The 25,190-nt window shown below is 40.1% G+C and carries 27 protein-coding genes and 1 other RNA gene; 9 read left to right on the plus strand and 19 right to left on the minus strand.

Annotated elements, in window-relative coordinates; all coding sequences use genetic code 11:
* Window positions 1–231 precede the first annotated feature (231 nt).
* Window positions 232–1,374 (plus strand): glycosyltransferase, encoded by a 1,143-nt coding sequence (locus tag BWD42_RS18480; protein ID WP_077437894.1) that lies wholly within the window; start codon window positions 232–234, stop codon window positions 1,372–1,374.
* A 22-nt stretch (window positions 1,375–1,396) separates the two neighbouring features.
* Window positions 1,397–2,032: a 16S rRNA (guanine(527)-N(7))-methyltransferase RsmG gene (gene rsmG, locus BWD42_RS18485; RefSeq protein WP_077437895.1), complete on the plus strand. Its 636-nt coding sequence runs from the start codon at window positions 1,397–1,399 to the stop codon at window positions 2,030–2,032.
* On the opposite strand, the gene BWD42_RS18490 is transcribed toward rsmG, so the two are convergent.
* On the minus strand, window positions 2,033–2,623 hold the full coding sequence (locus BWD42_RS18490; RefSeq protein ID WP_077437896.1) for a hypothetical protein: 591 nt from the start codon (window positions 2,621–2,623) through the stop codon (window positions 2,033–2,035).
* Window positions 2,624–2,700: 77 nt separating this feature from the next.
* Complete coding sequence (locus BWD42_RS18495) at window positions 2,701–2,934, minus strand: hypothetical protein (RefSeq protein WP_077437897.1); 234 nt, start codon at window positions 2,932–2,934, stop codon at window positions 2,701–2,703.
* Window positions 2,935–3,256: 322 nt separating this feature from the next.
* On the opposite strand from BWD42_RS18495, the gene dprA reads away from it, so the two are divergent.
* From dprA to accD, 5 genes are all read left to right on the plus strand, one after another.
* A complete protein-coding gene (gene dprA, locus BWD42_RS18505; RefSeq protein ID WP_077437899.1) occupies window positions 3,257–4,378 on the plus strand; it encodes a DNA-processing protein DprA in 1,122 nt (373 codons plus the stop codon).
* Window positions 4,379–4,507: 129 nt separating this feature from the next.
* Window positions 4,508–6,010 (plus strand): MFS transporter, encoded by a 1,503-nt coding sequence (locus BWD42_RS18510; RefSeq protein ID WP_077437900.1) that lies wholly within the window; start codon window positions 4,508–4,510, stop codon window positions 6,008–6,010.
* The gene (locus BWD42_RS18515; RefSeq protein WP_077437901.1) at window positions 6,003–6,230 is read left to right on the plus strand and encodes a DUF6814 family protein; all 228 of its coding nucleotides are present in this window, start codon (window positions 6,003–6,005) and stop codon (window positions 6,228–6,230) included. Before BWD42_RS18510 ends, BWD42_RS18515 begins: the two co-directional genes overlap by 8 nt.
* 149 nt (window positions 6,231–6,379) lie before the next feature.
* Window positions 6,380–6,477: signal recognition particle sRNA small type (ffs, locus tag BWD42_RS18520), an RNA gene on the plus strand.
* A gap of 225 nt (window positions 6,478–6,702) precedes the next feature.
* On the plus strand, window positions 6,703–7,545 hold the full coding sequence (accD, locus tag BWD42_RS18525) for an acetyl-CoA carboxylase, carboxyltransferase subunit beta (RefSeq protein WP_077437902.1): 843 nt from the start codon (window positions 6,703–6,705) through the stop codon (window positions 7,543–7,545).
* An 81-nt stretch (window positions 7,546–7,626) separates the two neighbouring features.
* Here the strand turns inward: accD and BWD42_RS18530 are convergent, their stop codons facing one another.
* On the minus strand, window positions 7,627–7,962 hold the full coding sequence (locus BWD42_RS18530) for a hypothetical protein (protein WP_077438040.1): 336 nt from the start codon (window positions 7,960–7,962) through the stop codon (window positions 7,627–7,629).
* Window positions 7,963–8,259: 297 nt separating this feature from the next.
* Here BWD42_RS18530 and BWD42_RS18535 point away from each other — a divergent pair, with 297 nt between their 5' ends.
* Window positions 8,260–8,595, plus strand: a complete 336-nt coding sequence (locus BWD42_RS18535; RefSeq protein ID WP_077437903.1) for a MerR family transcriptional regulator — start codon at window positions 8,260–8,262, stop codon at window positions 8,593–8,595.
* Between the two features lie 114 nt (window positions 8,596–8,709).
* On the opposite strand, the gene BWD42_RS18540 is transcribed toward BWD42_RS18535, so the two are convergent.
* The 3 genes from BWD42_RS18540 to mutS form a co-directional block, all read right to left on the minus strand.
* Window positions 8,710–9,204: a metallophosphoesterase family protein gene (locus BWD42_RS18540; protein ID WP_077437904.1), complete on the minus strand. Its 495-nt coding sequence runs from the start codon at window positions 9,202–9,204 to the stop codon at window positions 8,710–8,712.
* A 3-nt stretch (window positions 9,205–9,207) separates the two neighbouring features.
* Window positions 9,208–9,915, minus strand: coding sequence for a tRNA1(Val) (adenine(37)-N6)-methyltransferase (locus BWD42_RS18545; protein ID WP_139351210.1), 708 nt, complete (start codon window positions 9,913–9,915; stop codon window positions 9,208–9,210).
* Window positions 9,916–10,207: 292 nt separating this feature from the next.
* Window positions 10,208–12,814, minus strand: a complete 2,607-nt coding sequence (mutS, locus tag BWD42_RS18550) for a DNA mismatch repair protein MutS (RefSeq protein ID WP_077437906.1) — start codon at window positions 12,812–12,814, stop codon at window positions 10,208–10,210.
* Between the two features lie 136 nt (window positions 12,815–12,950).
* Here mutS and mtgA point away from each other — a divergent pair, with 136 nt between their 5' ends.
* Complete coding sequence (gene mtgA, locus BWD42_RS18555) at window positions 12,951–13,715, plus strand: monofunctional biosynthetic peptidoglycan transglycosylase (RefSeq protein WP_077437907.1); 765 nt, start codon at window positions 12,951–12,953, stop codon at window positions 13,713–13,715.
* A gap of 167 nt (window positions 13,716–13,882) precedes the next feature.
* On the opposite strand, the gene BWD42_RS18560 is transcribed toward mtgA, so the two are convergent.
* The 13 genes from BWD42_RS18560 to BWD42_RS18620 all read right to left on the minus strand — a co-directional run bounded on the left by BWD42_RS18560 (window position 13,883) and on the right by BWD42_RS18620 (window position 25,185).
* A complete protein-coding gene (locus tag BWD42_RS18560) occupies window positions 13,883–14,338 on the minus strand; it encodes an ABC transporter ATPase (protein ID WP_077437908.1) in 456 nt (151 codons plus the stop codon).
* A 24-nt stretch (window positions 14,339–14,362) separates the two neighbouring features.
* Window positions 14,363–14,908 carry a DUF420 domain-containing protein gene (locus tag BWD42_RS18565; RefSeq protein WP_077437909.1) on the minus strand — a complete coding sequence of 182 codons (546 nt, stop codon included), beginning with the start codon at window positions 14,906–14,908 and terminating at the stop codon, window positions 14,363–14,365.
* Between the two features lie 8 nt (window positions 14,909–14,916).
* The gene (locus BWD42_RS18570) at window positions 14,917–15,645 is read right to left on the minus strand and encodes an SCO family protein (protein WP_077437910.1); all 729 of its coding nucleotides are present in this window, start codon (window positions 15,643–15,645) and stop codon (window positions 14,917–14,919) included.
* Between the two features lie 12 nt (window positions 15,646–15,657).
* Window positions 15,658–16,035 carry a cytochrome C oxidase subunit IV family protein gene (locus BWD42_RS18575; RefSeq protein WP_077437911.1) on the minus strand — a complete coding sequence of 126 codons (378 nt, stop codon included), beginning with the start codon at window positions 16,033–16,035 and terminating at the stop codon, window positions 15,658–15,660.
* Between the two features lie 27 nt (window positions 16,036–16,062).
* Window positions 16,063–16,797, minus strand: coding sequence for a cytochrome c oxidase subunit 3 (locus tag BWD42_RS18580; RefSeq protein ID WP_077437912.1), 735 nt, complete (start codon window positions 16,795–16,797; stop codon window positions 16,063–16,065).
* Window positions 16,798–16,806: 9 nt separating this feature from the next.
* Window positions 16,807–17,388, minus strand: coding sequence for a heme-copper oxidase subunit III (locus BWD42_RS18585; protein WP_077437913.1), 582 nt, complete (start codon window positions 17,386–17,388; stop codon window positions 16,807–16,809).
* Window positions 17,388–18,293 (minus strand): heme o synthase, encoded by a 906-nt coding sequence (gene cyoE, locus BWD42_RS18590; protein WP_077437914.1) that lies wholly within the window; start codon window positions 18,291–18,293, stop codon window positions 17,388–17,390. Before cyoE ends, BWD42_RS18585 begins: the two co-directional genes overlap by 1 nt.
* Window positions 18,294–18,366: 73 nt before the next feature.
* Complete coding sequence (locus BWD42_RS18595; RefSeq protein ID WP_077437915.1) at window positions 18,367–19,410, minus strand: COX15/CtaA family protein; 1,044 nt, start codon at window positions 19,408–19,410, stop codon at window positions 18,367–18,369.
* Window positions 19,411–19,490: 80 nt separating this feature from the next.
* Window positions 19,491–21,362, minus strand: coding sequence for a cbb3-type cytochrome c oxidase subunit I (locus tag BWD42_RS18600; RefSeq protein ID WP_175992091.1), 1,872 nt, complete (start codon window positions 21,360–21,362; stop codon window positions 19,491–19,493).
* 28 nt (window positions 21,363–21,390) lie between these two features.
* The gene (locus tag BWD42_RS18605) at window positions 21,391–22,728 is read right to left on the minus strand and encodes a cytochrome c oxidase subunit II (protein ID WP_077437916.1); all 1,338 of its coding nucleotides are present in this window, start codon (window positions 22,726–22,728) and stop codon (window positions 21,391–21,393) included.
* A 43-nt stretch (window positions 22,729–22,771) separates the two neighbouring features.
* Window positions 22,772–24,007 carry a quinol:cytochrome C oxidoreductase gene (locus BWD42_RS18610; protein WP_077437917.1) on the minus strand — a complete coding sequence of 412 codons (1,236 nt, stop codon included), beginning with the start codon at window positions 24,005–24,007 and terminating at the stop codon, window positions 22,772–22,774.
* A 19-nt stretch (window positions 24,008–24,026) separates the two neighbouring features.
* Window positions 24,027–24,665, minus strand: coding sequence for a c-type cytochrome (locus BWD42_RS18615; protein WP_410528293.1), 639 nt, complete (start codon window positions 24,663–24,665; stop codon window positions 24,027–24,029).
* Window positions 24,649–25,185, minus strand: coding sequence for a DUF3341 domain-containing protein (locus tag BWD42_RS18620; RefSeq protein ID WP_077437919.1), 537 nt, complete (start codon window positions 25,183–25,185; stop codon window positions 24,649–24,651). Before BWD42_RS18620 ends, BWD42_RS18615 begins: the two co-directional genes overlap by 17 nt.
* Window positions 25,186–25,190 lie beyond the last annotated feature (5 nt).

Consider the following 25,190-nt stretch of genomic DNA (forward strand, 5'->3'; position numbering starts at 1 on the left):
TGAGACTAAGTTCATTTTAGTAGACTGACCTCCGTATATATTTTTCCATTAATACCGCGAGACTGTTTTCAACGACGGAAATATGGTTCCGCTAGCGTGTATATTGACATCCGTCTTTTCCTAAAATATGTTGCAAAAATACTATAAAAAGATTTGCAAACAGGATGTTTCGGGAATAAATTATCATTTTCCTTTATAAAAAGATTATGATTGCGCTTATCTTTGTGGGCTATGCTTGACCTACATGTATTTTTGGCCAATCTTCCATATATTGTATTTGGAATATTAGGTCTTTTCCTATTGGCACAATTATATTACATCTTATTTGTTTACAGCAAATTGAGCAGGTACCAAATTGAATCTAATCAAACGGAAACCGATCTTCCGCCCCTATCTGTTATTATCTGCGCGCACAATGAGCAGGATAATCTTCGGGAATTCCTACCCAGTATCCTAAATCAAGATTATCCCAATTTCGAAGTGATTGTCGTCAACGATTTCTCGACAGATGAAACCCCTTGGGTACTGCAGGAGTTTGATGAACAATATGCCCATTTAAAGATTGTTGAGATCAAGGAACATATCCGATTGAAACATGGTAAAAAATTCGCAGTAAGTATGGGGATCAAGGCTTCAAAACACGAGACCTTGGTATTTACCGATGCAGATTGCGCTCCACAATCCGATCAGTGGCTGAAAGAGATAGCATTCGCCTTTAAGCCTGAAACCGAAATCGTATTGGGCTATTCACCTTATTTTAAGAAAAGAGGGCTACTCAATCTCTTAATCCGGTTCGAAACGAGCCACACAGCCATGAGTTACCTCGCCTATGCACTCAAAGGAGATGCTTATATGGGCGTGGGCCGCAACATGGCCTACAAGAAAGGGCTCTTCTTTCGCAACAAAGGATTTGCAGCTCACATGCATATTAAATCAGGTGACGATGATCTTTTTGTCAATCAAAATGCAACAGCGATAAATGTCAATATCGCCCTTTCACCGGCCGCTATTGTTTACTCCGCACCCAAAACAACTTGGAAAAGCTACTATAAACAAAAAGCAAGACATTCAGGTGCCTCTACTATTTATAGAAAACGTCACCAGCGCATGCTGGGCACACAACTGGTATCTGCTGTATTGTTCTACCTAACCCTAATCGCGGTGGCTATTGCGTTCCCTTCTTTTTGGTATGTTGCCCTTACGGCTTACCTATTGAGACTATTCTGCCAATGGGCCGTTTTTACAGCTATTTACAAGAAACTTGAAGTGAAAGAACTGATTTGGTGGCTTCCTTTGGTAGACTTCATCTACTATTTCTATATTTGCATCAATGGTTTGTTCAGCCGAAAGAAGAAAAAAATAAGCTGGAAATAATTCACCCTTAAAACATCACATTTTGAATCCTACAGTCGATATCATATACAACTATTTCCCGAAATTAACGGATACACAGAAAGAGCAGTTTGCCAAACTTGCAGACCTCTATACTTTATGGAATAGTCAGATCAATGTAATTTCACGTAAGGACATCGATAGTCTATACCTTCACCATGTCTTACATTCATTGGGCATTGCCAAATTTGTACAGGAGCTAGCTCCAGGAACACAGGTTTTAGATGTCGGAACCGGCGGCGGTTTTCCGGGTATTCCCATGGCGATCCTGTTTCCAGAAGTTAAGTTTCATTTAGTGGATTCTATCGGAAAAAAAATCAAGGTAGTTCGAGAAGTGGCTGCAGCGCTTGGCCTTAAGAATGTTGAAGCTGACCACATTCGCGCAGAACAATTGGACGATAAATATGATTTTGTCATCTCTCGGGCAGTAACCAGACTTGGAGAGTTCACCCCCTGGATCCGAAATAAATTTGTAAAGAAAGATAAAAATGGAATCCCGAACGGAATTCTATATCTGAAAGGTGGCGACCTCAGTGAAGAAATCAAAGAATCCAAATTAAAAGCCGAATTGCACCCGCTCTCGAGCTACTTTAAGGAAGATTTTTTCGATACGAAATACTTGGTATACGTACCGATGTAGTTAAAGTTGTGCATTACCCATAGGAAACTGAAGCCGCCTATGGATAATGTCTACAGAATCTAGATAATATGTTAAGCACTTATGTATATAAGCGATCTTCTCATACCGATCATGCTCACGGAACCACTTTATAGTGGGTTCATAATATATCCTAAATTTGCGCAATGAATCTCCGGACAACTTACTGTATTCTTTCGTCAGCAGGTGCCATTCCTCCCGAATCAGATCCTGTTGGTATTCCTTTTCAAACTGTCGCTGAAGCTTTCTCGCATTCCGTCCTTTTCGACTTAATTTATTATAAAGCTTATTAATACTAAGCCCTATCCCACCTTTCTTGGGTAAGGCGACCATCTCCTTGCTATCCCCTAAGGCGTAAATGGATTTGTAAGTTTCTTTTTTTTCGTTAAGCCTGTCGTCGGCTGGGTTATTTTTACGCTTCACCTGGACTGTATCTAACCGAAGCGTATCTTTTCCATTCTTCTTTTTTACGGTATCCTGCAAAACGAATTCTACAGGCTGAGCGAAAACCGGCCGATCACAAGCAAAATAAACGCAAAAAGCGACTAAAAACAGGAAACCAATACGTGCCATATCTATAATTGATTACCCTAAGATAATCAACAGGAAATAAGGCCGAAATGACTTTAACGATCTTTAACTTATACGACTTATTGCCCCAGTTCTTTTTTGATCTCCTCACCGATCAGGTTAATCTCTTCGTCCATGCCGAACATTGGCAACTCAGTTTCAGGATTCAGTTTCAACCAAGTCGTATCCGTATCCTTAATAATTTTCACATATTCCATTCCATCTTTAAAGACTACATAGGTATCTTCCTCTTCCGGAAAAACAGAATAAATCACGTCACCTAACTCGATATCAAAAGGTTCTTTCATTTCCATGCTAAAAATATTGTTAATCAAGCAAAGCTACCAAATCCAGCACATTCTTTCCAAACAGGGCCTCAATTTCTTCCCCATAAAAGAAAGTTCGCAAATTGCACCACTAACACAATTAAATATTCCCGTTTCAAATATACCTTACATTATTCAACAGCTCATCCCTTTTATGAAATCCAAAGAATGTGTCGTAGTCTCACGACTTCCCCAACGTCTTCTTATCAAAGCAATGTATGTTAACAAGAATAATCTTCAAAATGACTTTCATTCTAACGAAAAGTCATACAAGAAGTTATAAATTTTCATTATATTTAAAACACCGATTATGAAACTAATTTATCCCATAGCTTTGACTAAGATCAAGGGCATTGGCCCTAGAACAGCCCGTAGCATCATGGCCCATAGTGAAAGCTTAGCGGATCTATTTTCCTATTCAAAAAAAGATCTGATGCAAATCCCCGGCGTACGGGAATCAATTGCAGACGCAATCTGCAACAAAACATACCTAGAAGCCTGCGAAAAAGAACTCGCTTTTATTGATAAACATCGCATCAAAGCCCTATGGATCGAGGATAAGGACTACCCCGATCGACTCAAACAATGTGATGATGCTCCACTCATGTTATATTATAAGGGACATGCCGCACTAAACTCAACCAAAGTGATCAGTATCGTCGGGACCAGACACGCAACACATTATGGCCAGCAACTATGCGAAGACTTTATGCAGGGCTTAAATGAAAATCAAGATCTACTGATTGTCAGTGGGCTTGCGTATGGTATTGATGCATTGGCACATCGTAATGCCCTAAAGAACAATATACCAACGGTTGCAGTACTCGGCCATGGACTGGACCGCATATATCCTGCGTCCCACCGTGAGCTTGCATCAAAGATGCTCGAACAGGGAGGATTATTGACCGAATTTACATCTGAAACCATACCTGAGCGGGTTAATTTCCCGATGCGTAACCGCATTATTGCAGGAATGGCCGATGTTACAATTGTGGTGGAAGCTGCGATCAAAGGCGGAGCGCTGATTACAGCCGAAATAGCAAATAGCTATAATAGAGATGTATGCGCATTTCCTGGATCCCTTTACGAAAAGAGTAGCGAGGGAACCAACTATCTGATCAAAACAAATCGGGCACATATGATCAGGCATGTACAGGATCTCGAATATTTGATGAATTGGGAAATCCGTAAAAAAAATGAAGCCAACCAACAATTAGCACTTCCATTTAAGTTAGACAAAGACCAGGAACGTGTTTTTAATCTCATTCATGCAACGGGACAACTGGAGCTGAATCAAATGATTGAGCAACTCCAATGGCCTCAGAGTAAATTGGCGCTGGTCTTATTGGAATTGGAAATGCAATCATTGATCCATTCACTGCCCGGAAAAGTCTATAAATCAATTGGGCAAGCACTCGTAGCAACAAAATAGGTTTTCAATGCATTATCCTAACAAGAGATTAAATGAGACAATTAGATTTCTGCAGTAAGTAAGTAAGTAAGTAAGTAAGTAAGTAAGTAAGTAAGTAAGTAAGTAAGCATAACACTAAACCAATTATTAATGAACGACAACAGTACAAAGAGCATCTGGAAGGTCATCGGAGCCTCATCGATGGGGACACTTATTGAATGGTATGATTTTTTTATTTTCGGAAGCCTCTCCATCGTAATTTCCACCAAGTTTTTTCCCGCCGACAATCCGACAGCGGCTTTTCTATCTACTTTAGCCACTTTTGCTGCTGGATTTGTCGTACGTCCCTTCGGCGCGTTGTTTTTTGGTCGATTAGGCGATATCATAGGACGCAAATACACCTTTATGGTCACACTGATGCTCATGGGTGGTGCAACATTTTTGATAGGCTGTATCCCTAGTTATGCAAGCATCGGTTTCTGGGCACCATTAATTGTTTTGATTCTACGGCTCTTACAAGGCCTTGCTTTGGGAGGTGAATATGGTGGCGCTGCCACTTATGTTGCAGAACATGCGCCGGTGGGGCAACGTGGTTATTGGACATCCTGGATACAGACGACCGCCACATTTGGTCTATTTATATCCCTCGTGGTAATTCTTTTAACCAAGAGCTTTCTGAGTGAACCCCAGTTCGACAGTTGGGGCTGGCGTGTCCCTTTTTTACTCTCGTTGGTTATGGTATATGTATCCTACCTCATCCGTAAGAAGATGAAGGAATCACCCGAGTTTAGCAAAGCTAAAGCTGAAGGAAAAACAAGTACAAATCCGCTAAAGGAAAGTTTCGGAAATCGCTATAACCTAAAATTTGTGTTATTAGCCCTATTTGGTGCCGCGATGGGACAAGGTGTGGTTTGGTACACTGGTCAATTCTATTCCATGAGTTTCATGAAAACAGTCATGCATCTCCAATCCGATCAGGCGGATACCATCTTAGGTATCGCACTGCTGCTTGGCACACCTTTCTTTGTCGTCTTTGGATGGCTTAGTGATAAAGTCGGCCGCAAATGGATCATGTTGGGCGGGATGCTCCTTGCCGTGCTGACCTACCGTCCAATCTACGCATCCATGTATCAACTAGCGAATGTTCAACAGAAAACAAAATTAAACGAAACAACAACAGCAGCCACCGAACAAAATTCCGCCATCGTTACCGTCACCAAAAGTCAATATGACGATGGAACAGAAATGACAAGTTCAAAAATACTACATCAGACAGGTGAGCTTAAAGGCAAAGAAACGATTAAAACAACCACCCATTTGGCCGGTAAAAATTATATCCTGCTCGTCGCCCTTATCTTTATTCAAGTGATCTATATTACGATGGTATATGGACCGATTGCGGCATTTTTGGTCGAACTATTTCCCGTAAAAATCAGATATACATCTATGTCTTTGCCCTACCACGTCGGTAATGGTATATTCGGAGGGCTCCTACCCGCAGTTTCCACTTACCTCACCACAAATGCGGAGGCTTCAAATACCCCACAATTTTATTTAGCGGGATTAGGATACCCCATCATTATAGCCGCTGTCTGCTTTATCATTGGTAGTCTATATATCAACAACACATCAACACCTCCAAATCATGAATAATCTAAAAAAGCTTCTTGGTATTGTATGGATCATCTTGGCCATATACACCGCATACTTCTCCATTTTTGAACTGGCATTACCTAAGATTTCAACAGGACACCAAGAAGATCTGGTCTTTGGTATCATTATACTTTGTATATTAACGCCGATCATTTCCCTCGGTTTAGGACTATTTGGTTACTATTCTTTGTTGGGTGAGTACGATAAAAGGAAGATGTGAGGCATAATAAATACCACTTGGCCATCTTAAGAGATTATTTAAACCGGCAAGATGGCCATCCAAACAATTTATTCTCATGAAAATCAGCATCCTAGAATAAAAAGGCATTTTTTCTTTCCTAAAACTATTTTTTTTTCTACTTTTGTGGCGGGTAAGTCTTCTACGACCAGCTCCCATTGACTCCCCCAGGTTGGGAACAAAGCAAGGGTATTTGGTTGAGCGGTGCGATAGGAGTAGCTTACCCTTTTTTTGTGCCCAAATTTTTGGTTCAATCCTCCTATTTCACCTGACTTCAACTCTTTTTTTAACAAAACAATTTGCGTTCTAATCTGGTCTATTATCATGCACCAGAATAACAACAAGTAAGCTTTCCAGACAAATCTATTGATTTACTGCCACTTACATTCAACACAATTATAATTGTATATAAAAGCATTTTTATCTAAGTTTGTAATCGAATAAGAACTATCGTATGAGTTGGTTTAAAAGAGAAAAAGCTGGTATTAGCACAGCTACCGCTAATAAAAAAGAAGCACCAGATGGCATGTGGAACAAGTGTCCCACGTGTAAAAAGCCGTTGTTGCATCTTGAACAAGTAGAAAACGACTATGTTTGTCAATATTGTGACCATCATTTAAGAATTGGCTCCAAAGAATATTTTTCAATTTTATTTGACAATAACGAATTTACCGAACTATTCCCTAATCTAAATTCTGGTGATCCACTGGAATTCTTTGATTCTAAACCATACCCTGAACGTTTAAAAGAAAGTCAGGCAAAAACAGGACTGAAAGATGCAATACGCTCAGGTCACGGAAAAATGAATGGCAAAGATATCGTGATTGCCTGTATGGACTTTAGCTTCATTGGCGGATCAATGGGATCTGTTGTAGGAGAAAAAATAGCACGTTCGATTGATTATTGTCTTGAACATAAAATTCCATTTATGTTGATTTCAAAATCAGGTGGTGCGCGTATGATGGAAGCTGCATTCTCTTTGATGCAAATGGCAAAAACTTCAGCTAAATTAGCGTTATTGGCACAGGCAGGCCTTCCTTATGTTTGTCTATTGACAGATCCAACAACAGGTGGCGTTACTGCATCCTATGCGATGCTAGGTGATGTCAATATCGCTGAACCAGGCGCGTTAATCGGATTTGCCGGTCCACGTGTTATTAAAGAAACAATTAAAAAAGATCTTCCTAAAGGATTCCAGACATCCGAGTTTGTACTTGAACATGGATTTTTAGACTTCATTGTTGACCGTAGACAATTAAAAGACAAAGTGGCTACTTATCTCAAATTGGTCGGATAAAACGAACAAAAGGAATTTAAATATAAAAAGCTCTTAAAATATTTTAGGAGCTTTTTTTATCATTTAATTATCGATTCATACCTATAAATAGCACCAAAATGCCCAGGTCTTCCTTTTTGACAAGTAATCAGAATCTTCTTCATGGCAATAAGCTTCCCGTTCAAAAGAAATATGAAGATAGGCCTTGTCAAAATCTCGCAGCTGAACAAAACGGATGACAAATTCAAGCAGATACCATAAGTAAAAAAATACGATCCCCAACTCCAGCGCCTGACGCAAATGAATGCGTTCATGACGGATTAATGCTTTGTTATTTTTAAAATAACCATATTTTAAAAAAATAACAGGAAAGATAGTAATCGCATTAGCTTTACCAAAAGAGAATAAATTTGTCCAAAATTTGCTAACTATAATCATGCGATCGATCAACATTAAGTTTCAAACCCAGCCAAACTTAACTAATTTAGCCTTCATTTACAATGCAAACCATCCTATACAAATAGCAACAGCATAAACCCAAGGTCTACCGCCACTACAAGAATGCACCAAGCAGACATTCACCACCTTTAAAAATCTGCCGGAATAAAAAACACCATTTCTTATTATCGACTCAAATTCATGGCTTTATTTCCCCCTGAATTAAAATAAGAGATTGCAAAATTTCTTTTTGAATTGGAATTTTTATTAAGTTTGCTATAGATTAATTGCGAAGATATGCCGTACAAAGAGCGTGAAATAAATAAATTGTATTATACAATGGGAGAAGTGACAGAGATGTTTGATGTAAATGCATCCCAGATACGTTTTTATGAGCGTGAATTTGATATCCTTCAACCCAAGAAAAATAAAAAGGGCAATCGTCTCTTTACACAGGAGGATATTGCGAACCTCAAAATTATATTCAATCTTGTCAAAGAAAAGGGTTACACCTTGCAGGGAGCAAGAGACTATCTCCGTGACAATAAATCAGAAGCAAAAGAAAATCAACGCGTAGTGGACTCTTTAGAGCGGTTAAAAAGCTTTCTTTTGGAAGTACGTGATTCCTTATAAGCCATCAAAGATAGGCTGTCCTACGACTACAGTATCCCGAAGATGGACTACCATCAAGAAAGAACAGGAAATAAAATCTGATCTATAGAAGCCTGCAAACAGATCTTTAATTAGCTATCTGTCCTTTAGCTCAATAACTTCGAGATTTTCAATCTTATCTTTATTGATCTCAAAGCGCATGAGTGTTCTTACTTTATGCCAGCCATGTTTTCCTGCAGCGCCGGGGTTGAGATGAAGACAATTGATTTTGGGATCAAACACGACTTTGAGAATATGGGAATGTCCCGTGATAAACAATTTGGGTGGATTGGCCATTAACTCCGCCTTTATCCTTACTGCATACTTTCCCGGATAACCGCCAATATGGGTCATAAAAACCTCCACTTCCTCACAGGTAAATCGCAGATCTTCGGGAAAACGTAACCGCAGATCCCTTCCATCTATATTTCCGTACACCCCGCGCAAAGGTTTAAAAGCTTCCAATTGGTCCGCTACATCAGCCTCGCCAAAATCCCCTGCATGCCAGATTTCATCACAATCAGCAAAGTACTTGAATACAGATTCATCTAAATAAGAATGGGTATCCGAAAGAAGTCCAATTTTTGTCATAGTTTAGAAAGCTAAAAAATAAGGCGCCAAGGCATTCTTGTAAGATTCCGAGTAAACACCTTTAGATTGATAAATCACAAATTCACGCTGTTTAAGCACTGTCGACGGTATACGTCCGAGGGTCACAATCTTCCGAATAATAGGCTCCCCATCGAATGATCTTATCTGAATTTCGGCCGTACAATGCAATCCATGATCGATTGCCAATGCGGTTAGGGTTTCTGCAAGCTGGGTAGGGAGAATCAAAACTAATCTTCCCACTGGAGTTAAATGCGACGATGCAAATTGTAGCAGTTCCTGAAAAAAATCCAGATCCGTATGCCGGGCCAATTTCTTCCGTGCATCGGGATTATGCAACGAATCCGTATAAAAGGGAGGGTTCGATACAATCAGATCATAGGGCTTATCTATCTGCAATTGTTGAAATGACTTGGCATGTAATACCAGGCGGCTACCAAAAATCGAATTACTAAAGTTGCTACTCGCCATCTCTGCGGCCAACGCATCTATCTCCACAGCCTCTATCCAGCTATTTACCAAGCGTTGTGCCAACATAAGGGCAATCACCCCCGTACCTGTCCCTACATCCAAAACACGCTTCGCATTGTCTGTATCAACCAATGATGCCAGTAATACCCCATCCGTATTGATCTTCATCGCACAATTGGATTGATCAACTTCAAACTGTTTAAATCGAAAAATTGACGCCATGAGCCAAAGATAAAACTTTTGGAATGTTTGTACACTGAAAAATGTATTCTGATTCCAAAAGGAATAATAGGAATAGATAAGATAAAGCGTTCGTGCTGTCACGAGACCAACAGCATTGTAAATTGACTGAAAGTTCTTTCTGGCCAATAAACAGCATAGCGAGAGTATTGTTATCTTATGACAGATACGACTCAATAAAAAACAGACAATTCAAAAAAAAACACCATTCATTTAGCAGTAACAACGTTTTATGCAAAATGAATGGTATTTCCTCAAGCGGCTATATCGCTCGTTAATTCTTTAGTAAACGCTGGATTTCATCCAGCTTCATCAAGGCTTCCACAGGAGTCAACGAGTTAACATCAAGGTTATTCAACATATCGCGAATTTTATTTAAAACAGGATCATCAATAGAGAACATCTGCAATTGGTAGGCCTGTTTCTGAATCTTACGCATACTATCTTTGATCTGCTCCCCACCAGTACGCTCCTGTTCCAATCGTTTTAAAATCTGATTGGCACGGTTCAATAATTTTGGTGGCATCCCCGCTAGCTTGGCAACATGGATACCAAAACTATGCTCGGATCCCCCCGGTACCAGTTTACGCAAAAAGATCACTTTATTATTGACTTCCTTTACGGTTACATTATAATTTTTGATACGGTCAAGGGAAGTTGACAGCTCATTCAATTCATGGTAGTGTGTCGCAAAGAGGGTCTTTGCTTTAGCAGCAGGATGATTATGCAAATATTCTGCTATCGCCCAAGCGATTGAAATTCCATCATAAGTACTTGTTCCACGTCCAATTTCGTCCAAAAGGATCAAACTCCGATCAGAAAGATTGTTCATGATACTGGCCGTTTCGTTCATCTCCACCATAAATGTAGACTCTCCGGAAGACAAATTATCTGAAGCTCCTACACGGGTGAATATCTTGTCCACCAAGCCTATTTTAGCTTCCTTGGCTGGGACAAAACAACCGATCTGCGCCATCAATACGATCAGGCCAGTCTGACGTAGCAGGGCCGATTTACCCGCCATATTGGGGCCGGTAATAATAATGATCTGTTGCGCTTTCGGATCAAGATAAGTATCGTTGGTGATATAGTCCTCCCCTATGGGCAGATTCTTTTCGATCACAGGGTGCCGTCCGCCCTTGATATCCAAAATCTTACTATCGCTCACTTCAGGTTTGACGTAATAGTTTTTTTCGGCGACGATGGAAAAGTTGAGTAAAACATCCAACTTGGCAATAAGCTGTGCATTCAGCTGAATGGGTTTGATATATGCTGCAATCGCAACCAATAGCTCAGCATACAATCTATTTTCCAATGCCTGGATCTTTTCCTCCGCCCCAAGGATCTGCTCTTCATATTCTTTGAGTTCCTCTGTGATATATCTTTCGGCATTCACCAAAGTTTGCTTACGTATCCACGTTGTTGGAACCTTATCTTTATGTGTATTGGTCACCTCAAGATAATAACCAAAGACATTGTTGAATGCGATTTTTAAAGATGGGATACCCGTCAGTTCAGCTTCCCTTTTTTGAATTTCCAGCAAATAGTCCTTACCCCCGAAAGAAATCTTACGAAGGCGATCCAGTTCAGCATCAACTCCCGCAGCGATTACATTACCTTTATTGATTGCAACTGGAGGTTCAGCCTGTATTTGTTGTTCTATTTGTTCCCTGATAGCAGCACAAGCATCCAATTGATCAGATATCACAGCCAGAGATTGCGCGTCCTTTCGGTCAGTCAATTCCTTCAGTTTTTCAATGGCATACAAGGCGCGTTTTAATTGCACGATCTCTCTTGGATTGGCCTTCTGGAGCCCAATTTTTGATATCAGTCGTTCTAGATCACCGACTTGCTTAATCTGACCAATCAAGTCGTCCCGCAGTTCACGGTTATTAAAAAAGAAATCCACAACGTTCAAACGTTCCTGAATACCCTTTTTATCTTTCAACGGCATGACGATCCAACGCTTGAGTAGCCGTGCACCCATTGGACTTGCTGTTTGATCGAGGACATCTGATAGCGTAACGGCATTCTCATTCATCGAACCGATCAGTTCCAGATTACGGATCGTAAATCGATCGAGCCACATAAACCGGTCCTCTTCGATCCGTGAAAGCGTAGAGATATGCTGTAGATTACGGTGTTCCGTCTCATTGAGGTAATGCAGTGCAACCCCAGCAGCAACGATTCCTGCAGTCATCCGGTCTACGCCAAAGCCTTTCAAGGAGGCAACTTCAAAATGCTTCAATAAAGCTTCGGTCGCATAGTCACCCGTATAAGGCCACTCATCCAAAAAATAAGTGTAATAATGTGCTCCGAATTGCTCGATAAAATCCTTGCTCTGTTTCTTTGGCAAAATGATCTCAGTCGGTTTGAAGCCCTGAAGTAATTTATCAATATAAGATGTGCTTCCCTGGGCAACCAGAAATTCACCCGTCGAAATATCCAAAAAAGCAATACCGATCTTATCCTTATCCGTAAAAATAGAAGCGAGATAGTTATTCGATTTCTGTTGAACAATATTATCATTGTAAGAGACACCCGGAGTAACCAATTCGGTAACACCACGTTTAACGATCGTCTTGGTTGTTTTGGGATCCTCCAGCTGATCACAGATTGCTACCCGTTGACCTGCACGCACCAATTTAGGGAGATAAGTCTCCAAAGAGTGATGCGGGAACCCCGCTAAAGCTGTTTCAGATTCCGAACCATTCCCCCGTTTGGTCAAAACGATACCCAAAATCTGAGCCGCTTTGATTGCATCCTCACCAAATGTCTCGTAAAAATCGCCAACACGGAACAACAATAACGCTCCAGGATACTTGATCTTGATCGCATTATACTGCTGCATTAACGGAGTTACTTTCTTTTCTTTTGCCAACTTCTAAAATCAAATTTGTGAAGCGTAAAAATAGGATAATATCGTCGCTTTGACAAACAATACCCACAACTTCTCTATAAAATCATTTCCATTAAACAAGAATATACACTAAGTTTGTATCCGAAAAAATTCAGTCATGGCCATCAAGAGATCTGGTAAGCAAAATACAGCCAGCAAACAAAAAAATACCTTTAAGAAAGTTTCCTTCAATCCATTGAAGTCTATCAAATCACCCATTCTCCGCATCATAAGCAGAGTAGTTCTTTATTTTATCGGTATAAGTCTTTTTTGGGTAATCAGCTTGCGCTTTATTAATCCGCCTATTACCTGGTTAATGATTCAACGTGGTTTTGAACTTAAGGAACAGGGCAAGGGATTTAAATTGGAAAAAAACTGGCTGAGCTACGACGAGCTTTCGGACAATTTAAAACTGGCGGCCATTGCGGGGGAAGACGCCCACTTTATGACCCACTGGGGTTTTGACCTCAAAGGCATTCAAAATGCCATCAAGAAAAATGCACAGGGTAAAAAACTCCGTGGCGGAAGCACAATCAGCCAACAGGTCGCTAAGAACGTCTTTCTATGGCCAGGGCGTTCCTGGTTAAGAAAAGGATTTGAGACTTACTTTACCGTTTTAATTGAAACATTCTGGAGCAAAAAACGTATTCTGGAAGTTTATCTCAATGTCATCGAAATGGGACAGGGAGTTTATGGCGCAGATGCAGCTGCAGCATACTACTTTAGCAAAAATGGAACTAACCTTTCCAAAAAACAGGCTGCACTGATTATTGCTATCTTACCGAACCCTCGTGCATGGGATGCCCGTAATCCTTCGTCTTATGTCAATAGAAGAGCAAATGCTATTGCAAAATATATGCATCATTATACCATTCCAGAATAGGGACACAAGTATTTGATCGTTAAGATCAATCATGGAACTTTTAGGAGCTAGTACGAGCAACAGAATCTGGACTATTAGCAGCTGTGGATACGGATTGTGATAGCTCGCTACAGTATAAAAAAAACGCCATTGACGAAAAGGCGTTTTTTTTATACATGTTATTTGGGTTATGCAAATAATCTTTTGTGCCAGCTCTCCTTAAAAGGAACCACCCAAGCGCTATCCAATTGATGCTCGTAAGTAATAGTATTATCAAACACAAGTGTGTTGTCATCGATTTCGCCCGCGGCCAGTAACTTTTCAAAACCCGAACGGTTGACGACTGCGACGCCACTCGTCGATTTATAGGCAAATTGCATGCGATCGAAGAGTTGTACCCCGTACTTTTCTTCTATACCCTTCAGAAACCGAACAGAGCTATCTACAGAACAACCTGAAGCGGCAGCAACATCCTCGTCAACCTTTAGGATAATAAAAAGATGATCACGAAGCTCAGCTGAAGCAGACAAAGGTTTTCCATGGACTTTCCATTGTTCAGCAAAAGCCGCTAATTCAGTCGAAATATGCTGGCTTTCCTGCGCAGTCAAAATACGATCAGCTTGATAAATCCAAATACGTTTCATAAGTACACTCCTTTCCTTTTTAAATTAACCGATATAATAAGGTGAAATCATCAAATAGACGATAACGCCTGTCACAGCCACATAAAGCCACATCGGGTAAGTGATCCGTGCCAACTTTTTGTGTCGCGCATAAGATCCCGAGATACCTCTTACAAAAGTAAAAAGTACAAAAGGAATAATGATAATTGAAAGTAAGATATGTGTGATCAATATAAAGAAATAGATTGGCCGCAAAATCCCCTCACCCCCATATTTTGTTTCGATCGAAGTCATGTGATAAGCGACATACATCGCCAAGAAAGCCAGGGAACAGGCAATGCAACATTTAATCAAACGCTCATGCAATGTTTTGTTCCCTTTTTTTATTGCGGCTACTGCGCAGAACAACAAAATTGCAGTGAGACCATTGATTGTTGCATAAATAGGTGGTAAAAAAGTCAATGGCTTCACATCGTAACCTAATTTTTGCAGGTTAACGGTAAACAATACGGCCACCACGACTGGTATCACGATTGACAATATCCAAATCCACGTACTGTATTTTTTTTCTTTGATTAGGCTATCTTCCATGTTTTTAACTATCTCTTTTGTTCTATCTTAGCCGGATGATTTCGAATCTCCTCCACCAACAATAATTTAATTTCATCTTCCAAACGATCAATATCCGTTTTGACATTGATATCATAGATACCCCTGATCCGTCCCTTGGTATCAAGTAAAAGATAATTGGATCCAATGATAAAAGGTTTCGCTTTGTCGTTATTTGCGATGGCATCCTGCAATAAACTCTCTTTGGCAAATTTAAAGATATCAACGGAAGGATCTGTCACAAAAAACCAAGATTTGGTCCAAGGTTTGTAAACTTTGGCATATTTTGCTAAGACCTCCGGCGTATCGTATGTCGTATCAACTGTAATGGAATACAACTTGACCTTTTTATTCTGAATAAAACGATTGGCAATCTGATCTAATCGTTTAATCATGGTTCGCGACAAGGACGCGTCCCGCGAATACATCAGATGAACGACCGAAAGTGTCGTATCATTATCCAATAGCTTCACCGGCTTCTCATCATAATTAACGAAATCGACCGAAGGAACAGTATGATAGATGGTATCAGGAATATCTCGTCCCCATTTGCGATGTGTTGTCCCCGGAACTTCCTTCTTGCCAAAAATAGGTAGGGAAACGTAGCTATTGGAACCACTTTTATTTAGTATAAAATATAAAAATCCTGGCAGTAAAAGAATTACTGCCAGGATCAATATAGTTTTAATACCTTTCTTTTGTCCAGTATTATTATCCATTATTCACTTTATCTATTTGTTTGGAAACAATTGATGCTCCTGAAAAGCACCTGCCAAGAAACCACCCTCAACCAACATCAGGACGATAAAATAAATAATAAAAATAAAGACGATTGATACGGTAACAATGAAACTCGATTTTTCGAATTTCAAGTGCATAAAGAATGCAACGATATAATATGCTTTAACTAAAGTTAAAACAATATAAATAGTATTTACCAATGCACCTTTGGCCAAAATCTGCCAGTGGTGAACAAAACCCAACGCAATTAAGAACTCTAGACAAGTAAGCGCCAAAAGTACGCCAAATACTCTCCAGATGGCTTTCTTATCCATCCCACCTTCGTGAGCATGCTCTCCGTGAGCGATATTATCTTGATATTGTGACATAGCGATCTAAAATTATTAATTCAGTGATTAGATTAAGTAGAAGAATGTAAATACGAATACCCACACCAAATCCACAAAGTGCCAATATAAACCTACTTTTTCAATCATTAAGTAAGAACCACGATTTTCGAACGTATTGTTTAACGTCATGAAAAGAACAATGATATTCAAAATAATACCAACTGTAACGTGGAAACCGTGGAAACCTGTAATCGTAAAGAACAAGTTTGCAAATTGCAACGCCGAAGTATAGGAAATATCATGTGTAAAGTAAGGTAACAGTGCCGTCTTAATTGCATCACCTTCTAAACCTGTCGCTGGGTTTTTACCAAACCAGAATCCCATGTGGTGTAAGTGAGTCCACTCTATAGCCTGACAGCCAACGAAACAGATACCACCCAAAATCGTCCACAACATCCACTTTACAACCTCATTTTTTTGATTGCGGTGTCCAGCTTCTACAGCCAATACCATTGTCACTGAAGACATAATCAAAATAAAGGTCATCAAACCTACGAATACCAAAGGTTGACCATGCTCCGCAATACCCGGGATAGATTGGAAAATCTTATCAGGATCAGGCCATGTTGGGTGAGAAAAGCGTTGTGCGCCGTAATAAACCAAAAATGCAGAAAATGTGAAGGCATCCCCTACCAAGAAAAACCACATCATGATTTTTCCATACTCTAAGTTCCAAGGTGATTTTCCACCATTCCATGGACCAGTTTTTACCTTATCCAATTGCGATACTGTTGTACTCATTGTTTACTATTATTGATTCAAAAGTAAGAAAACATATATATAAATCCATAAAAGATCGAGAAAATGCCAAAAAATACTGGCAAGATCCATGCGGAAAAGATTGCCGTCCTTAGAAAGCTTATTCGCTCCTATAATCGCGCCAATCAAAACGATCAAACCCGCAATAATATGCGCCAAGTGCATTCCTGTAAAAATGTAGATAAAAGATTGAGACGCATTGTTATTCACAAAATAAACACCTCGTTCTGTTAACACATTCCAGGCATGTACCTGTAATGCAAAAAACACGATACCCAAAACGAAAGTTACCACTAATAATAACTTCTGTTTGGATGAATCACCATTTTTAGCCGCTTTATGCGCTAAAAACATCGCAAGACTGCTCACCACGATCACGATTGTGCTATACACAAACGTATCTGGCAACAAGGTCTTGATTCCCTTGTCCACACCACTTGCCGTATATACAATGAAACCACTGGATAAGGCAGCAAACATCATGAACATCCCCAACATACCCAACCAAAGGTTGAATTTCTGGGCTTTTCTCTGTACTAACTTCTCGTCAGTTTGTGCTTTTATATCTAACATTATTTCAAAGGAATAAAGTTAAGCAATAATACGAGTTGTGTAACCGGCAGATAGATGAATGACGTAAACATCACTTTCTTTGCCGAAGGAATATCACAATTCTTAAACAGCAAATAGCCATAATACCCAAACATCAGTCCACCTATGACGGACACTATCGTAAACCAAATTCCACCAAAGCCAAAGTAATAAGGTATAAATCCTGCAGGGATCATTAACAATCCTGTAATGAATACCATAAAGGCCGATATCTTATCCCGTTTTGTAGTCGGCAACAACCTAAAACCAGCCAATTTATAGTCATCATCCACAACCCAGGCGATTGCCCAGAAATGCGGAAACTGCCATAAAAACTGAATCGCGAACAAAACAAAGGGAATAATAATAATTGCGGCTTCGTTGTGTCCACTGTAATAGGCCAGATCATCCTGTGAAAAGGCCGCATAATAACCAATCAATGGTGGAAATGCGCCCGGGAATGCTCCTACAAACACGGCTATTGGTGATTTTCTTTTTAAAGGGGTATAGATAAACGCATAAAGAAGGATACAAAAAACCGACAGTAAGCCAGCGACAAAATTTAAGCGAACCAACACCAAAGTACCTAAGATGCCCATAAAGACACTTAATACCAAAGCTTGACCTGTTGTCATCCGACCCGAAGGTAGCGGTCTATCTTCTGTACGTTTCATCAATTTATCCAGATCTTTTTCGATAATTTCGTTAAAACCATTGGCAGAACCTGTTACCAGAAAACCACCCACAGTCAACAATAACCAATTGACCCAGAAAATTTCACCCTGTTGTTTTGATCCTATCAGAAAAGCAATTGAGGCGGAAAATACCACCGTCAACGTAAGTCTTAACTTAACCAGCTTTTTAAAATCTGAAATAAATTCTTTCATAATTAAAAGAGACCTCCTACTACCAGTGTATTCAAACACATAGTTTTTAACATAAACATCTCGAATTTCAAAATTAATGCCTTTGCTTATTCAACAGTAACAACAGGTAAAATTGAGCACCAAATAAAAGTGTCCCAACCACCAGATGCGTAGTCTGCGCAAATGCAGGTATTGCAAATCGAGCTAAGATAATTCCTGATAGCATTTGGATACCCACGAGGATCAATGTGATTAAAGCAAATTTAAATTGCTTAGACCCCGTATTGAAACTTGTGCGGACCAAAAAGAATAATACAATAACTAAAATCAAAGAACAATATGCCAACCATCGATGTACTTCGAATTGTTGGCCAATAGCTGTTATAAATTCGGCGCGGGCAACGTTGGAACCAGTCAATAGATCAACTTCCTCCCGAACGCCAGTACCGACGATCACCTGCGTTAGCATCAACAAAATGGAGATCAACGCAAGACCTTTTAATATACTTAAAGAACGATTAACCAATATGGTCTTGTCACGCAACGTAACCGCTTTAAAGTAGGTATATATACTGATACAAACAATCACAAGCGCCAAGAGCATATGTACAGTGATAATCCAGGGCATTAGATTGGTCGATACAACGATCGAACCCAACCAGGCCTGAACGACCACAACAAAAAGATTAACCACTGACCAAACAACGATCGAACTTTTTGATTTTATATATGTGAAAGAATAAACTGCAGTAAACAATAAACAGAATCCAGAAATAACACCTACCAATCGATTGATATACTCCGTCCAGGTTTTTGCGACATTAAATTCCTCATGTTGCAAAATACTTTTGTCTGTCCGGAGCTTGTAAGCCATTTCCTTATCACCAAAAAATTCTACAATCTTGGCGAAACGTTCATTCTTCTTTGCTCTCCCTTCAATATAATGTTGTTCGTATCCCTGTGGTAATTGAGAAATATCAGTGGGTGGAATAATACGGTTAAAACATTTCGGCCAGTCTGGACAGCCCATCCCTGAACCTGTACTCCGCACAACACCCCCAGCAATAATGACCATAAACAATACGATAATCGTAATAAAATTGGTCTTTATAAATCGCTTTTCAGCTGCTGGAAACATAATACAACCCCTACCTCTTAAAATACAAACTTGTATAAAATAGAGTAGGTACCGGCCCTACTCTATTCTATTAAATCTTTTTAGTCTTTTCTACCATTTTGCGCATTCCATTCTGCCTGGATACGCTCAGCTTCCTCATCTCCTTCAAAATCGTGAGGCAAATTCGAACTCATCGTTTGAGAGAAAGGAACATCTTGAGGAATGAAGTCCTCACCATGACCTGGCTTACTGTAATCGTAAGGCCAACGGTGTACAGTTGGAATTTCTCCAGGCCAGTTACCATGAATATGTTCTACCGGAGTAGTCCATTCCAAGGTATTTGATTGCCAAGGATTCTGTGGCGCTTTCTTACCGAAGAAGATCGAGTAAAAGAAGTTCCATAAAAATGCAACCTGTCCCAAAGCAGCGATGATCGCAGCCCAAGTAACCAATTGATTCACAGATACCCATTTTGCCATGAAAGCAAACTCAGTAAATGCATAGTAACGACGAGGCACACCATCTATACCCATAAAGTGCATTGGGAAGAATACCAGGTAAGCGCCGATAAAAGTCAACCAAAAGTGCAAATAACCTAGTTTCGTGTTCATCATACGACCAAACATTTTCGGATACCAGTGGTAAACACCACAAAGCATACCGAAGATGGAAGCAGATCCCATTACCAAGTGGAAGTGAGCTACAACGAAATACGTATCGTGCAAGTTGATATCCAATGCTGCGTTACCCAAAAACAATCCTGTTAAACCACCGGAGATAAAGAAAGATACCAAACCGATAGCAAACATCATTGCTGGCGTAAAGCGGATATTACCTTTCCATAACGTAGCCAAGTAGTTAAATGCCTTAACAGCGGAAGGAACAGCGATAATCAACGTTGTGATCATAAACACACCTCCCAAGAACGGGTTCATACCTGTCACAAACATATGGTGACCCCATACGATAAATGACAATACGGTAATACCGATCAAGGAGTAAACCATGGCGTGGTAACCGAAGATTGGTTTACGTGAGTTTGTTGCGATAACCTCAGACGTCAAACCTAAAGCTGGCATCACAACGATATATACCTCAGGGTGACCCAAGAACCAGAACAAGTGCTGGAACAAGATTGGAGAACCACCTTCGTTAGGTAAAATCTGTCCTTGTACAACCAAGTCAGACAAATAGAATGACGTACCAGCGGCACGGTCAAAAATCAAAAGAACAACTGCAGATACCAATACCGGGAATGACAACATACCCACGATCGCAGTTAAGAAAAATGCCCAGATTGTCAAAGGCATTTTCCATAGATCCATACCTTTTGTACGCATGTTCAAAATCGTACTTACGTAGTTGATACCACCGATCAACTGAGAAGCTACGAATAGAACCATACTAACCAACCACAAGGTCATACCTGTCGCAGATCCGGCGATCGCAGTTGGTACAGCCGATAATGGCGGATAGATTGTCCAACCAGCAGAAGCAGGACCGCTCTCTACAAAGAAAGAAGCAACCATGATTACTGATGCAACAAAGAACAACCAGTAAGATAACATATTCATAAAAGGCGACGCCATATCGCGCGCACCGATTTGATATGGAATTAATAAGTTACTGAATGTACCCGATAAACCTGCTGTCAACACAAAGAATACCATGACAGTACCGTGGATAGTCACCAAGGAAAGGAAAAACTCTGGCTTAATACGGCCACCTTCAGCCCATTTACCCAAGAATACTTCTAATATAGGGAATTCTTTATCCGGCCATGCTAATTGGATACGGAATAATACTGATAAAAGCATCGCAAAAACTGCCATGATGATACCAGTGATCAAGAATTGCTTGGCAATCATCTTGTGGTCACCCGAAAAGATATACTTTCTGATGAATGATTCCTCGTGATGATGTCCGTGCGAATCGTGATGTTCAGCGCTATGCGATATTACTGTACTTGACATATTCGATTTTATATTCAAAAATTCTTAATTAGTTCAAAGAAGCTGTAACCTGTACGCTATCCTTTTTTACGTTAGCTGTTTTACCGCTGAATTCCTTTTGCAGATCCTCAGTAAAATATTTGTTTTGCTTAGCTAACCACTCTTTATATTTTTCTTCTGTTACAACAACCACTTTCTTTTGCATGTTCCAGTGAGCAGATCCACAGATTTTGTTACACAACATCACGAAATCGTAGTTGTAATCGCCCAAACGATCACGCATTTCTTCTGTCGTTACAGTAGGTGTGAATTGGAAATAGTTGGTCATTCCCGGAACAGCGTTGATCTGAACACGGAAATCCGGAATAAAGAAAGAGTGAATAATATCTTTTGAAACGATATGGAAGCGAACTGGTTTATTTACAGGTAACCAGATTTCAGAACCTTGAATATCATCCCATGAATTTTTATCATTAAAATCGATACCGTAAGGATTTGTCGGTGTCGTCATTTTGTAATTACGTTTACCAATAACACCGTCTGTTCCTGGGTAACGCACATTCCATTGGAACTGCTCGCCCAACACTTCAATTTGCAATGCAGATTTTTGAAGATCCTCAGGAACATTCGTAATTGATCTCCATGTAAAGAAACCGAATAATACCAATACGGTCAAAACGACTGCCGGAACGATCGTCCAAAGTTTCTCGATAGCATTGTTATGTGGGTAGTAGTAGGCCTGACGTTTTGCACGCATGCGGTACAAGAATGTAAAAGTCATCAACAAGATATGCGTAATAACCAATACAAACGTAGTGATCGCAGTAGTGATGATAAACATGGTATCAATACGCTCACCGTGTTCTGTTACCGCGGACCGCCAGTATGCTGCGCCCCAATGTACGTATGACCAGTAAACACCATAAAGAAATACAACCAAGAAGATAAACAACAATGCCGATTGGAATGTGTTATTTGCAAATGGATTGTATCTACCGTTCATTTTACGTGTCAATTCGTAGATCGAAAGTACCTTGCCGATCACAGCAATGACTGTACAAATAACTAAGAATAACAACACATAATATGTGAAGTTTTTATAAACCTGAGGGTCTATTTGCTTCACTTCTTCTACAGCAGGAGCAGCCGCGCCAGCTTCCGTCGTAGAGCTAGCAGATGCAACAGCAGCAGTACCTGCTGCCGCTGTTGTATCTTTTGCAACCGAATCCGTTGCCGCAGGGGCAGCTACCGCTGTAGTCGCCACTTTAGCAGAATCAGATGCTACTGTATCTTGTTGACTTGCAAGAATAGGATTTGCAAAAAGCAGCCCTAGTGCAAGCACAAAACCCGAGATGGATTTGAATCTATTATTTAATTTAAAGCTCATTTCTTTTATAACGTTTTTACGTAACCTTCCTTTAAAAGTGAAACTATATCTGGTGATGTAAACTCTCATCCAAGAAAGGATGATTTTTAGGCACCAATGCTTGTTTGCTCAATTTACTCATCACTAAAAAGATGAACAAACCTAAGAAACCAAGTGCAGTTCCGATTTCAATGATACCAAATCCTCTATGTTCAGCGACAGTACCAGGCATAACCATGATGTAATAATCAAGCCAGTGACCAGCCAACAATAGAATCGCTACGAACAACATCACATTTTGTTTACGTTTAGCATCGCGATCTACCAATATAAGCAATGGAGACACAAAGTTAATGATAATACTCAACCAAAACCAAGGTTTGTATTCTGGTTCCCAACGTTTGTAGAAATAAACTGTTTCTTCCGGAATGTTGGAGTACCAAATCAACATGAATTGTGCAAACCAAACATAAGTCCAGAAGATGGAGAAACCGAACATCAATTTACCCAAATCGTGTAAATGATTTTCGTTTACCCAGTTCATATAACCCGCTTTCTTCAATACAACAACGATGATCGTGATACAACAGATACCACTCACCCACATTGCTGCGAAGTTGTACCATCCGAACATGGTAGAAAACCAGTGCGCTTCTAAGGACATGATGGTATCGAACGCCCAAATTGGAGTTGTGAAACCGAAGATAACCAAGAAGATAGCAGACAATTTAAATGACTTTTTATAAGAAGTCAAACCGCCTTCCAAATCCTCTTTGTATGAAAGCTTCGCAAGGATAACAGCAAAAATGCTATATATTCCTAAGAAGATAACTTGACGAGATAAAAAGAAAGGTACATTCAAGTATGCAGACTTTCCTTCAATAATAGGGTCATAGTTTGGACTATTGTGATCCAACAAACCTTCACCATGCCAATGGTGGTAAAGATTATGGGTAGATAAACCCAATCCAACAATAACCACTAACAAGAGTGCTGCGATAGGCAGGGTACTTGCCATAGCTTGAGGTATACGTACCAGACCTGCAGACCATGCAGATTGTGTTACATATTGCAAAGCAACGAAGAATGCTCCAGCTGCGCACACACATGTAAAGTAATAACCCATCAATAACAAGTTGGCGTATGTACGCTCTACAGTAACGTGATCGCCCGAAAGCAATCCGAAAGCTACAGCAGCTACGCCTAGTACAACAGCGATAATACTGAACATTTTAGCTTTGCCAGCAAACTCGTATCGCTCGTTGAAATTATAATCGTGATGATGACTGTGAGTTCCCATTTATATATCTGATGTTAGATTATTTCTTTTGTAATTCGTGAACATACATAACAACTTTCCATCTCTCTTCTGGAGACAATTGAGACGCATGCGATCCCATGGAGTTGTGTCCGTAATAAATCGTATGGTAAATTTTACCATCTGTCAAGTCAGCCATCAAACCACCTCTGGAAGAGTTTGCCGCATCTGTTCTATGATAAGATGGTGGCGGCGGAAAGTTCTCTAACTGACGAGTACCTCTAGAATCAGTTACACTACGATCTTTCGTCAGCGGTCCATCCCCTTTACCTTCCACTCCGTGACATACTGAACAGTAAGTAGTAAACAAAGCCTTACCTTTTTCAAGGTTTTCAGCATTAACAACCAAAGGATTTTTCACCTCAGCACCAGCACGTACATAATCCTCTAGTGTATTGGCATACTCAAAACGGGTAAAACCAATTGGATCTGTACCTTTAGGAGGTGCTTGCGCTGTTTTTCCATCAGCAAAATTCGCATTGGGTTGATCCGGATTAAAAGCAAGCGGATCGTACATGTTACGGGAAAATTCCAAACCTGTACTACGAGTCGTTTTGTCACCACAAGAAGAAACAAGTGCTGTCAATGCCACAGCTGCGCATACAGTTCCAAGTAAATTCTTCTTATTCATAGCTAACATATTTTCTATCATTGTACTTAACTTCAACAGCACCTGCTTCTTTCAATAAGCTATCGATCAAAGCGTGGTCTGTATTTTCTTTGGCATCTACTGCAAGGATGAAACGGTCATCTGTTGCTCTTAGGTCCATCACGCGAGGTGTACGTCCCGGGAACAAGTGGTTGCGGAAGAAAAATGTAGCAACCATACCCAAAGCACACAACAAGATCGTAACCTCAAATGTTACCGGAACAAAGTTTGGCATTGCAAATGATGGTTTACCACCGATGTTCATCGGCCAATCGTATACCATGGTATAATACAACAAACTAAAACCTAATGTCGTTCCTAATGCTCCAAAGCAAAATGCTGCGATAGGCAAGCGGGAAGGTCTTACACCTAACTTCGCTTCGATCCCGTGGATAGGCATCGGTGTAAAGCAGTCATAAATACTTATATTGTTTGCTTGCAATTTGTCGATCCCATGCATCATGTCATCCGGATCCGCAAAACTACCTAATATATATTTTGTATTGCTCATTGCTG

Origin of the sequence: Sphingobacterium sp. CZ-UAM (genome assembly GCF_002000245.1) — a bacterium.
In the GTDB taxonomy this organism is placed as follows: Bacteria; Bacteroidota; Bacteroidia; order Sphingobacteriales; family Sphingobacteriaceae; genus Sphingobacterium.